Source organism: Shewanella sp. S1-49-MNA-CIBAN-0167 (assembly GCF_040310145.1).
Lineage (GTDB): Bacteria > Pseudomonadota > Gammaproteobacteria > Enterobacterales > Shewanellaceae > Shewanella > Shewanella psychromarinicola.
Map to the genome: position 1 here is coordinate 32,103 of NZ_JBEOPO010000041.1, position 12,204 is coordinate 44,306.

Sequence of the window (12,204 nt, forward strand, 5' to 3'; positions counted from 1 at the left end):
ACATGAATGGGGATACACACATGTTGCAATCTAATTTGAAAGTGCTTGCAGATAAGCTAGGCCAACTCCTTGAGCCTTCAAGAGTCAATACCGATTACATACGCCGCGTGGCATGGGGAACAGACGCTTCTTTCTACCAAAAACGTCCACAAATGGTAGTCCACACTAAAGATGAAGCTGAGGCGTCAAAAGTCTTGGCGCAATGTTATCAGAGCTCTACGCCTGTGACATTTAGAGCCGCAGGTACCGCGCTTTGTGGTCAGGCGATTTCTGATTCAGTTCTGATGGTCGCAGGTCTTCATTGGAATAATTTTAAGGTGTTAGAGGGCGGCAAGAAGGTACAAATGCAGCCCGGAGTGATTGGCTCTAGACTTAATGGTGCACTGGCTCCTCTGGGATGGAAGTTTGGTCCCGATCCGGCCACGATTGCCTCGGCGATGGCCGGTGGTATTGTGGCTAATAATGCTTCTGGTATGAACTGTGGTACGCACCATAACTCTTATCAGTTAATTGACTCTGCTCGAATTATATTTGCTGATGGTTCGATTTTAGACACCGCAAGCAAGCAAAGTCGTCAAGTGTTTAAAAAACATCACCCTGAGATGATCAAAGGCATTGAAGCCATTCGTGACGAAATCATGGCTGATAAAGAATTAGTTAGTCGTATCAAGCGTAAGTACTCGATTAAAAACGTGACTGGCTTTGGTATGAATTCATTTGTTGATCATCAAGACCCTATCGACATTATCTTACACTTAATGGTTGGCTCGGAAGGTGCGCTCGGCTTCTTATCAGAAATCACCATGAAAAGTGTGGTGAAAAACAAATTCTCTGCGTCGTCTATGGTTTATTTCGATTCACTTCGCGGTGCTTGTGAGGCGATTGTTGAGCTGCGACGAGATGCCTTCAAAGAGACCAACGCGGCGGAGTTGTTAGATAACTTCGCTCTGAAAGCTGTTGCCCAGTCTAAGTATGAAACACCAGACTTCTTAAACAATGTGCACAAAGATGTGACGGCCGTATTATTCGAGACCTTTGGCGATAACCAAAAGCAGATCGATGCCAACGTTGCTAAAATGTCAGCGATTATGGCAAAACATGGTTTGTATCATGACGTCGAGTTCACCCAAGATCCTGCTGTAATTACCAATATGTGGGCTATTCGTAAGGCGATTTTCCCGCTCGCAGGTTCAATGCGTCCGGTCGGCACGTCTTGTATTATCGAAGATATAGCCTTCCCAATTGAAGTGTTGCCGCAGGCAACCATAGATTTACAAAACTTATCTTTTGCCCATGGTTATGATGATGCGGTGATTTATGGTCACGCACTTGAAGGTAACTATCACGTTATTTTCGCACAAGACTTCTCCTCTAAAGCTGAAGTGGATCGTTTTGAAGGCTTTATGCAAGGGATGTGTGATCTTGTTGTGGGATATGACGGCTCGCTTAAGGCAGAGCATGGCACCGGATTTGGTATGGCTGCCTTCGTTGAAAAAGAATGGGGCACAGCAGTCTATGACTTGATGAAGCGAGTCAAGAATACGCTTGATCCAAACGGTATTTTAAACCCTGGCGTCATCATTAATGACGACCCACTTTGCCATGCTAAAGGCTTTAAGCCTATGCCAGCAGTGCATAGTATTGTGGATAAATGTATTGAGTGTGGATTTTGTGAACCGCATTGTGTGGCTCATGGTTTAACCCTGTCTCCACGCCAACGTACCGCCGTTGCGCGCGTGATGAAAACGCTAGAAGCCACGGGCAACGAGCCTGATGTCTTGGCGGCGCTGAAAAAGGACTATCCTTACTTTGCTATTGACACCTGTGCTGCAGATGGCCTGTGTAAACTCGGTTGTCCAATGGCGATTGATACCGGTAAATATATGAAGGTATTGCGAGCCGAAGGGGCCAGCAATATGGATAAGAAAATTTCTGATTTCACTGCCGATCGTTTTGGCACTATGGAATCGGTCGCTCGATTTGCGTTAGGTGCCACCGATATTACCCGTAAAGTGATTGGCGAGTCTGGTATGGGCGCTATAACCAAAATCGTGCGTAAAGTTATGCCAGGTATGCCGGTGCCGTTATGGACTGAAGGGATGCCGACACGAGGCAAAGCCTTGCCAACTCGCAAAACCAATGGTGACATGAAAGCCGTGTACTTCCCTGCATGTTTGAACCGCATGATGGGCACTAGTGCTAAACATGACGATCAGCGCTCTTTACCCGAAACCATCGTGAGCCTATTTGAAAAGGCCAATATTGAGATAATTCTAGGTGAGAAAACCAAAGGTTTATGCTGTGGGCAACCTTGGGAGTCTTATGGTCATGATGATGCGGCCGACCGTAAGTCTGATGAACTCTCGGTGTGGTTGTTAAAAGCCTCTAATAATGGTGAGTATCCTATCCTAGTGGCAACCACTGCTTGTCTTGAGCGGATGCGCCGTGCTTGTGATAGCCGTTTGCAGATGTATGGCCCTGAAGAGTTTGCTTTTGAATTCATGGTTGACCGTATGCAAATAAACAAAGTTGTTGAAAAAGTAGCTGTTCACCCAACCTGTACCACGCGTAAGCTCGGTATGGCAGGCAAATTAACTGAACTTGCCAAGCTTTGCGCCACTGAAGTAGTGGTGCCAGAGAATGTAGGTTGTTGTGGTATGGCGGGCAACCGCGGTATGAATTACCCTGAGCTTAATGAACATGGACTTCGTCATTTAAAAGAAGAGACCAAAGATAAAGGTTGTACCCATGGTTACTCAGTATCTGCAACCTGTGATGTTGGTTTAACGACGCACTCGGGTATTCCATATAAAAACATCTTAACGCTTCTTGATAAAGCCGCGAGCAGAAAACAGCAATAAACCGCTGATTTCATCCTTGATTAGCCCACGCAATAGCGTGGGCTTTTTTTATCTTAAGTTTGCAGGAACAATTGAATTATCATCGCTCACGTCACTTGACGATCTCATCGATGGCATGTGTTGACCAACATGAACTAATGCGGATAGTTTTTTTAAAATATCATCGTTCAAGTCACTTGACTATCTGATTGATGGCATGCTTTGACCAACATGAACTAATGCGGATAGTTTTTTTAAAATGTCGTCAAGAGAGTGTTGTGAAGGCTATATCTTTGCATGGGCATAGGCATGAGCATTTAGGCTTAATCTGATAAGTCATTGTGCCGCGTAGATTAGAATGCAAATAAAAAAACCCAGCATATGCTGGGTTTTCATGGTCATAAAAGACTAAACCGTCAGTTTACTCGTCTAGGAAAGACTTTAATATTTCAGAGCGAGAAGGGTGACGTAACTTACGTAACGCTTTGGCTTCAATTTGACGAATACGTTCACGTGTTACATCAAATTGCTTACCCACTTCTTCTAAGGTGTGGTCTGTATTCATATCGATACCAAAACGCATACGCAGTACTTTTGCTTCACGAGCGGTTAGGCCTGCTAAGACTTCGTGTGTGGCGTTCTTAAGACTTTCGCTAGTTGCTGAGTCTAGTGGTAACTCCAGCGTCGTGTCCTCGATAAAATCACCCAGATGCGAATCTTCATCGTCACCGATTGGGGTTTCCATTGAGATTGGCTCTTTAGCAATTTTCAGTACCTTACGAATTTTATCTTCAGGCATCATCATACGTTCTGCTAATTCTTCAGGAGACGGCTCTCGGCCCATTTCTTGAAGCATTTGACGAGAAATACGGTTCAACTTGTTGATCGTTTCGATCATGTGTACTGGAATACGAATAGTACGTGCTTGGTCAGCAATTGAACGGGTGATTGCCTGACGGATCCACCACGTTGCATACGTCGAAAACTTATAACCACGACGGTATTCGAACTTATCTACGGCCTTCATCAAACCAATGTTACCTTCTTGAATTAAATCCAAGAACTGTAAACCACGGTTGGTGTACTTTTTGGCAATAGAAATAACCAAACGTAAGTTAGCTTCAACCATTTCTTTTTTCGCACGACGAGCTTTCGCTTCACCGATAGACATGCGACGGTTAATGTCTTTAATGCCTGCGATGGTTAAGTCGGTTTCGACTTCAATAGCCCCCAACTTTGTCACACAACGCGTTACGTCATCGGTGATCATCCGCAAACCTTCAGCATAAGGCTTGGTGCTTGCTTTTTCTTTGTTAAACCAATCTAAGTTTGTTTCATTGCCGGTGAATGCTTTAATAAAGTTTTTCTTTGGCATCTTAGCTTGTTCAACACTAAGCTTAATGACTAACCGTTCTTGAATTCGTACGCGATCCATCATGCTGCGCATGCTTTTGACTAAACGGTCAAATTGTTTAGGGATTAAGCGGAATTCTTTGAATAATTCACCGATAACAAATAATGAGCCTATCGCTTCAGGATGATCACGGCCTTTTTCAGCAATAATACCTAAGCTTTTTTCGTAGGCTTCTCTGAGTTGAGTGAATTTTTCTTTGGCTTGTTCAGGATCAGGCCCTTTGTTGCCTTCTTCCTCTTCATCATCGTCGTCATCATCATCTTTTTTATTGTCAGCCAATTCAGAACCAACATTGGTGGCAGTAGGTGCGACGTCATCGTCGTCAGGATTGATAAATCCAGAGATAATATCAGACAAGCGCAATTCTTCAGCTTCATACTTATCGAATTGCTCTAAGATCATTGCGATCGCTTGAGGGTATTCACTGACAGAACTCTGTACAGTGTTAATACCTTCTTCAATACGTTTAGCAATAACAATTTCGCCTTCGCGGGTAAGTAGCTCTACCGTGCCCATTTCGCGCATGTACATGCGGACAGGGTCTGTGGTTCGGCCTAACTCACTTTCTACGGTTGCGAGAGCTGCCGCTGCTTCTTCTGCAGCATCTTCGTCTGTGTTGTCTTCCGACATCATCATGTCATCGGCATCTGGCGCTTGTTCAAAAACGCGGATACCCATGTCATTTATCATCTGGATAATATCTTCAATCTGATCGGAATCGACCATGTCTGCAGGTAAGTGGTCGTTCACTTCTGCATAGGTTAAGTAACCTTGCTCTTTACCTTTAGCGAGCAACAGTTTAAGTTGCGACTGCGGAGTGTGATCCATAGATATCATCCAATTTTGGGTAACTGTTAAAACGATAGGCCAGTTAGCTTTACTAAGTGGCGCGCAAATCGTCAATTATAGCTGTATGGGCTAACCTTAGCTAGTCCATGGCAATGTTTGTACGCACATTCTTGACGAATAAATTGCGTATTACTTCGCTATGCCTTTCATTATCGAAATCAGCTTTTTTAGCTGCATTTTTTCAACTTTCGTTAAAGCCTGTTTGAGACTCAATTCCTGATATCGTTGTTCAATATATTGGTTGTTTAACCAAATCAGGGTTTGCTTAAACTCTGGCAATACGTTTTCATCCGCCACTTGATGTTCCCATTGGGCTAGCTTAATTAGAGTGCTTTTTTTCTGATGCTCTCTATGCATTTCAAGTAGTTGTGCGCTGTTTAACGTTTGCTCTCGAGTTATATCTAACAAATGATTTAGCAATTCTATGCCGGTCATTTGTAATCGATCTAGTGCTGGCTGTTTTGCCAAACCAAAGCCTAAACTTGGGTTTTGGATCAGGAGGCCAATAGCCAATCTTAATGGCGTGCCACGACCTTGTAAGCCTTTCGCATTTAATGGTTTCTGTTTTGCAGAAAAACCTAACTTCTTTTTCAAGTCATCGGCACTGTTCATGCCTAACTTGTGTGCCAGATTTTCTAGCAATAAATTTTGTAGGACGGTATCTTGTACCTTTTCAATTAGCGAGATTGCTTGCTTGGCTAATGCCCCTTTATCTGTCCCGTGGTTAGCACTTAATGTGTCAAACAAAAACTCGGGTAGTAACATGGCTTTTTGCATTAAGGCTTCAAATGCTTCTTTACCAATTTTGCGGACCATAGTGTCTGGGTCTTCACCTTGCGGTAGAAACATAAACTTGACTTGATCACCCGGTTTTAACAGTGGCAATGCTGTTTCGAGTGCACGCCAAGCAGCTTCGCGGCCTGCACGGTCGCCGTCATAACAACAGACCACCTGTTTTGCACTACGCACTAAAAGCTGAAATTGTTCAGCAGTAGTCGAAGTCCCTAAAGATGCAACCGCATAATCAACCCCAAATTGGGCGAGTGCGACGACATCCATATATCCTTCAACAATTAACACATGCTGTGGATCACGGTGTTTTTGCTTTAACTCATATAAACCATAAAGTTCATTACCCTTATGAAATATGGGCGTTTCTGGCGAATTCAAGTACTTTGGGGTACCGTCACCCAAAACTCTACCGCCAAATCCCACAACACGACCGCGACGATCGCGTATTGGGAACATTAATCTGTCGCGAAAACGGTCATAGCGTTTACCGCTATCATTGGCAATAAGCATGCCTGCTGTCAGTAATTTATCTTGGGCGGGCAAATTTTGCCGGTAACGACCCAATAAACCATCCCAACCATCGGGGGCAAACCCGATACCAAATTGTTCAACAACGTCATTTGATAAACCTCTGAACTCTAGGTAATCAACAACTTTTTGTTTGTCTGTATGCTGCCTAAGTTGGCTTTGATAGAAGAGATTGGCTTCTTCCATCAGTTCATATAAATCGCGACTTAATCCTTGGTCGGGTCTTTTCCCTGTGCCTTGCTCCCGTGGTACGGCAAGACCAAGTTGACCTGCAAGCTCTTCAATGGCGTCAATAAATTCTAGTCGATCATATTCCATGACAAAATCAATGGCATTGCCATGAACACCGCAACCAAAACAATGATAAAACTGTTTATCTCTGCTGACGGTAAAAGAGGGTGATTTTTCGCTATGAAAAGGGCAGCAAGCCGAGTGATTCTTACCGGCTTTTTTCAACGGGACTTTACGATCAATTAGATCGACTATGTCTATTCGAGCTATTAGCTCATTGATAAAATCACGAGGTATCGCCATTGATTGCTGTTGTTCTCGAATTTACTTTATCAACTGATTAAAACAAACAAGCCGTGCAAGTGCACGGCTTATTCAACATTAAAACTTGATTACTTCAATTTAGCGCGGATCATTGTACCAATGGCACTCATATCTGCACGGCCTTGAACTTTAGATTTTAATGCTCCCATTACTTTACCCATATCCGCCATGGATGCCGCACCAACGTCAATGATCGTTGCATCGATAATCGCTGCAACTTCATCTTCGGTTAGCGGCGTAGGCAAAAAGTCTTCGATAACTCGAATTTGTTCTGCTTCTGCTGCGGCCAACTCCGGACGATTCGCGGCTTCATATTGAGCAATCGAATCTCGGCGTTGTTTTACCATTTTGGTTAATACAGCTATTGTCTGCTCATCAGTCAGAGTTTCGCGGGTATCCACTTCAATCTGCTTGATGGCAGAAAGCGCCATACGAATTGTTCCTAAGCGCACTTTTTCTTTAGCACGCATAGCATCTTTCATTTGGTCTTTTAGCTGATCGGTTAAGTTCATAATGAGATTAATATAAACGTACGCGACGTGCGTTTTCGCGAGAAAGCTTCTTTGCTAGACGCTTAACTGCAGCTGCTTTTGCACGCTTACGGGCAGTAGTAGGCTTCTCGTAGAATTCACGAGCACGCACGTCAGCTAGAATTCCAGCTTTTTCACAAGAGCGCTTGAAACGACGAAGAGCTACGTCGAATGGTTCGTTTTCACGTACTTTAATTATTGGCATACGCCATCACCCCTTAGGTGTAGTTATGCTGGATGACTAAATCGACTAAACATTTTTAGTGATTTAGCTCAAACCAAAGGCTATTCAAAATGGTGCGGAATTTTACACCGAGCGACGACCATTTGTAAACCCCTGATTGATTTTCTCTTTAGCTAAGGTGTAACAGTTTCATTTTTAAGATTTTATAAAACGTTATTGGCTTAAATAGTCGCCACTGGAGATAACAAATGCATATCATACAGCCGTTTGCGCCAATAGAGGTCTTGAATCTACTGGCTGTAGACTTGCTATTGACGCATAAATTCGTCTTGTTATCAGCCTAAAATTCAAGTTTGAGATCAAAATAGTCAATGTTAGCTCATTCAAAACAGTTTGTTGATCTCAAATCCCGAGCGGATCTCAAATACTGAGTTGAGATCAAATCCCGAGTTGAGATCAAATACTGAAACATTGGAGTATTTACGCTGAGACGGGTAGAATTAGCGTCCATATTTTTAATGAAGACGAGAGATTATGCGGGTTATCGGTATTGAGACATCTTGTGACGAGACTGGGGTTGCAGTCTATGACGATAAATTGGGCCTGTTGTCAGATGTGCTATATAGCCAAGTTAAATTGCACGCCGATTACGGTGGTGTTGTGCCTGAGCTTGCCTCTCGTGATCATGTTCGTAAAATTGTGCCATTAATTAAACAGGCTTTATCCGAAGCAAATTCGAGTGTAGATGATATCGATGGTGTGGCGTACACCAAGGGGCCTGGGTTAATGGGTGCATTGCTTGTTGGGGCTTGTGTGGGGCGTTCGTTGGCCTATGCGTGGAACAAGCCGGCAATCGGTGTACATCATATGGAAGGGCATTTATTAGCGCCCATGCTGGAAGATAACGCTCCAGAATTTCCTTTTTTAGCCTTATTAGTGTCTGGCGGCCATTCAATGCTAGTACAAGTTGAAGGCATTGGCCGGTATCAAGTGTTAGGTGAATCTCTTGATGATGCTGCAGGCGAAGCTTTCGATAAGACCGCCAAACTAATGGGTTTAGATTATCCGGGTGGTCCACGGTTAGCTAAATTAGCCCAAAAAGGCGTGCCTGCAGGGTATAAATTTCCGCGTCCGATGACGGATAGACCAGGATTAGATTTTAGTTTTTCTGGATTAAAAACATTTACGGCAAATACAATTGCTAAAGAGCCTGATGATGAACAGACACGTGCTAATATTGCTCGTGCATTTGAAGAAGCCGTTGTTGATACCCTAGCCATAAAATGTAAACGTGCCTTGAAACAGACGGGTTATACCCGTTTGGTGATTGCTGGTGGTGTGAGTGCTAATACGCGCTTACGAGAGTCATTGGCTGAGATGATGACTAGTTTAGGCGGTCAAGTGTATTATCCTCGTGGGAAGTTTTGTACCGACAATGGTGCGATGATTGCTTATGCTGGATTACAACGGTTACGTGCTGGACATATAGAAGAACTTGCCGTTAAAGGTCAACCTCGTTGGCCTTTGGATACGTTACCTGCGGTTGATTAACCGATAAGTTTATGCGACTGATTTAAATGATTGTTCTGATCTTCAAATCCATAGAAAACCTAATACTAGTTGGTATTGGGTTTTTTTATCGCTTTTTTTCGTGAGACTTTGCTTTCTTCACCATGACGTAAACGGCCAATATTGTCTTTGTGGCGGATTAAAATCAGGGTTGACAACATGGCGACCGGAAGAATAAAGCGTTCGTCTAACCACCAAGTATACAAGGGCGCTAAGGTGGCGGTTGCCATTGCTGCAACAGATGAATAACGTGTTAAAAGCAAAAATACAATCCAAGTCAGGATTAGGCATATTGCTAAATCACCACCAATGGGCGCCATCGCACCAAAGGCTGTCGCAACACCTTTACCCCCTTTGAAACCAAAAAATATCGGCAATATATGCCCTAAGCAGGCGCTGACAGCAATAAAACCTAATGATACGGCATCAAGTCCCATTTTGTAGCCCAGAAAAGAAGGCAGAGCGCCTTTGAGCATATCGAAAAAAAGTACCATAGCAGCAGAACTTACTCCACCAATGCGTAGCACATTAGTGGCACCGGGATTGCCAGAACCGCTGGTTCTTGGATCGGGTAAACCTCTTATTTTACAAACCAGTACGGCACTTGAGATCGAACCCGCTAGGTAGGCGGCAATGATCATCAAAATGGTGACGGTAACGGCGTTCAAATTGGTTTCCTTACTCTTCTTAGGGTATCATCGCGCATTCATTTGCAAGACAAGTGATTTTCAGTAACCACTAAAGCCGCCTTTGCGTTAACATTAAAGATTTGATTGATGTTAATTGCATAATAGCGCCTATCCTACTGCGTTAACTCATTAGGAAAAAGCTTAAATGTGGATTATTAAGCATATAATCGGTAATAAAGTTTGTTTAGAGTGATCTTGTGGTTTTTTTGCGTCGATTAAGGTAGGAATTTATATGGATAAAGTACTCATCCGTCAGTTAGCGATAGAGACCATTATTGGTATCTATGAGTGGGAAAAAAAACTTCATCAAACATTACTCATCGATTTAGATATGGCGTGGGATAATCGTCTTGCGGCTGCCAGTGATAATTACCAACATGCATTGTGTTATGAAACGGTATCAAATCGTTTAACGACGTTAATTACTGAAAATCCGATTGATCTGATTGAAACGGTTGCCGAAATGATCGCCCATTGCTTGCAAGATGAATTTAATGTGCCGTGGGTTAAAGTCGTGGTGATGAAACCTGGGGCAATACCCCATGCCGTTTCTGTCGGTGTTGAGATTGAACGCGGCAGTATTTAACCTGAACTCGGGATAACAAACGACTCTCAAACAGCCCTTTGCCTTCCTAACGGTGTTGAATCAACTTGCAATAGACTCACTATTGACGCGTTAATTCGCCTTGTTAGTAAAACAAATGGCAAGTTTGATAGATATAATGACTAAGATTTATCTTTATCATTATATTTTCATCTCTTATCCCGAGATCAGGTTATTTAAGTCTTATTTTCTTTTTATTGTTTAGCATTAGGTCAGTCAATGGCACGTATTTACATTAGCTTAGGCACGAATATTTCGCCTGCGCAACATCTTAGAGCCGGTTTGGTTGATTTACAGAAACATTTTGGCCCGTTACAGTTATCGCGCGTTTTTGAGAGTGAATCGGTAGGATTTAAAGGCACTAATTTTTTAAATATGGTGGCGGCCGCCGATACCGAGTTATCGATTACAGAGGTTGTGGCAACATTTAAACAAATTGAACAAGATAACGGCCGTATTAGAGGCGAGAAAAAATTTAGCCCAAGAAGTCTTGATATTGACTTGTTGCTGTATGACGATGTTATTTGTGAAATCCCCGTTGAATTACCCCGAGGCGAAATTTTGTTTAATGCGTTTGTATTATGGCCTTTGGCAGAGTTAGTTCCTAACTTATGTCATCCGGTGACGTTACAAACCTATCAAATACTTTGGCAGCATTACGATAAACAGTGTCAGCAATTATGGCCTATCGCATTTGAGTTCCCAGCAGAATTATTAGCGACTAATCCGTTAATAATTACTCGATAAGTTAATCTCTAACAAGGACAAATATGGAAACGTTTCAAGTTATTCTGCTGGCATTAATTCAAGGGCTTACAGAGTTTTTGCCGATTTCTAGCTCGGCACATTTAATTTTACCATCACAAATTTTAGGTTGGGCAGATCAAGGTTTATCATTTGATGTAGCGGTCAATACAGGCTCTTTATTTGCGGTGATTATTTATTTCCGTTACGAGATTATCGCACTGGCTAAGGCATGGTTTACCAGCTTAGCCAGCAAGCAACAAACTCAAGAAAGTAAACTGGCGTGGTGGATAATTTTGGCTACTATCCCCGCTGTGATTGTGGGATTTACCGCAAAAGAATTTATTGAAACGCATTTTAGAAATACCTTGGTTATCGCGATAACCACCATTTTCTTTGGCTTACTGTTGTGGCTAGCCGATAGAATGTCAAAAGCCCAGTTAAGTGAATTTCAAATGGGTTGGAAAAAGGCGCTATTAATTGGTATTGCTCAAGCAATGGCATTAATTCCAGGTACTTCACGTTCTGGTGCCACGATGACGGCAGCACTGATGTTAGGCTTGACGCGTGAAGCGGCTGCTCGATTTTCATTTCTCATGTCTGTACCCGTGAGCTTTGGGGCAGCGTTATTGGTGACTAAAGACTTAGTCAGTAGTCCAGACCCGATTGATTATCAAGCACTTGGTTTAGGGATTGTCGTATCATTTTTTGCTGCGTACTTATGTATCCATTTCTTTTTAAAGTTTATTAGCAAAATAGGTATGACACCGTTTGTGTTATATCGTCTTGCTCTTGGTGCAGTGTTGCTTGGATTGCTCTATATTTAAGATAACATGCCTATGCATCTGAGTCAGTTTTGGCTTATTCTTATAGTATAAATCAAGACTAGAAGTGAGATTTGCTATG

The 12,204-nt window shown here is 42.8% G+C and carries 10 protein-coding genes; 5 read left to right on the plus strand and 5 right to left on the minus strand.

Annotated features, from left to right (window positions below):
* Positions 1 to 20: 20 nt before the first annotated feature.
* Positions 21 to 2,861, plus strand: coding sequence for an FAD-binding and (Fe-S)-binding domain-containing protein (locus AAEZ00_RS17180; RefSeq protein ID WP_335687774.1), 2,841 nt, complete (start codon positions 21 to 23; stop codon positions 2,859 to 2,861).
* 400 nt (positions 2,862 to 3,261) lie between these two features.
* Here the strand turns inward: AAEZ00_RS17180 and rpoD are convergent, their stop codons facing one another.
* The 4 genes from rpoD to rpsU all read right to left on the minus strand — a co-directional run bounded on the left by rpoD (position 3,262) and on the right by rpsU (position 7,713).
* Complete coding sequence (gene rpoD / locus AAEZ00_RS17185; protein ID WP_101034478.1) at positions 3,262 to 5,082, minus strand: RNA polymerase sigma factor RpoD; 1,821 nt, start codon at positions 5,080 to 5,082, stop codon at positions 3,262 to 3,264.
* 150 nt (positions 5,083 to 5,232) lie between these two features.
* Positions 5,233 to 6,957, minus strand: coding sequence for a DNA primase (dnaG, locus tag AAEZ00_RS17190; protein WP_101034479.1), 1,725 nt, complete (start codon positions 6,955 to 6,957; stop codon positions 5,233 to 5,235).
* Positions 6,958 to 7,046: 89 nt separating this feature from the next.
* Positions 7,047 to 7,490, minus strand: a complete 444-nt coding sequence (locus AAEZ00_RS17195; RefSeq protein WP_101034480.1) for a GatB/YqeY domain-containing protein — start codon at positions 7,488 to 7,490, stop codon at positions 7,047 to 7,049.
* A 7-nt stretch (positions 7,491 to 7,497) separates the two neighbouring features.
* Positions 7,498 to 7,713: a 30S ribosomal protein S21 gene (gene rpsU, locus AAEZ00_RS17200; RefSeq protein WP_006080725.1), complete on the minus strand. Its 216-nt coding sequence runs from the start codon at positions 7,711 to 7,713 to the stop codon at positions 7,498 to 7,500.
* Between the two features lie 513 nt (positions 7,714 to 8,226).
* On the opposite strand from rpsU, the gene tsaD reads away from it, so the two are divergent.
* Positions 8,227 to 9,243: a tRNA (adenosine(37)-N6)-threonylcarbamoyltransferase complex transferase subunit TsaD gene (tsaD, locus tag AAEZ00_RS17205; protein WP_124012268.1), complete on the plus strand. Its 1,017-nt coding sequence runs from the start codon at positions 8,227 to 8,229 to the stop codon at positions 9,241 to 9,243.
* A gap of 65 nt (positions 9,244 to 9,308) precedes the next feature.
* Here tsaD and plsY read toward each other — a convergent pair whose 3' ends face one another.
* A complete protein-coding gene (gene plsY / locus AAEZ00_RS17210; RefSeq protein ID WP_372491467.1) occupies positions 9,309 to 9,902 on the minus strand; it encodes a glycerol-3-phosphate 1-O-acyltransferase PlsY in 594 nt (197 codons plus the stop codon).
* Positions 9,903 to 10,182: 280 nt separating this feature from the next.
* Here plsY and folB point away from each other — a divergent pair, with 280 nt between their 5' ends.
* The 3 genes from folB (at position 10,183) to AAEZ00_RS17225 (ending at position 12,125) form a co-directional block, all read left to right on the plus strand.
* A complete protein-coding gene (gene folB, locus AAEZ00_RS17215; RefSeq protein WP_101034483.1) occupies positions 10,183 to 10,536 on the plus strand; it encodes a dihydroneopterin aldolase in 354 nt (117 codons plus the stop codon).
* 237 nt (positions 10,537 to 10,773) lie between these two features.
* A complete protein-coding gene (folK, locus tag AAEZ00_RS17220; RefSeq protein WP_101034484.1) occupies positions 10,774 to 11,301 on the plus strand; it encodes a 2-amino-4-hydroxy-6-hydroxymethyldihydropteridine diphosphokinase in 528 nt (175 codons plus the stop codon).
* Between the two features lie 23 nt (positions 11,302 to 11,324).
* Entirely contained in the window at positions 11,325 to 12,125 is an 801-nt protein-coding gene (locus tag AAEZ00_RS17225) for an undecaprenyl-diphosphate phosphatase (protein ID WP_101034485.1), read from the plus strand.
* Positions 12,126 to 12,204 lie beyond the last annotated feature (79 nt).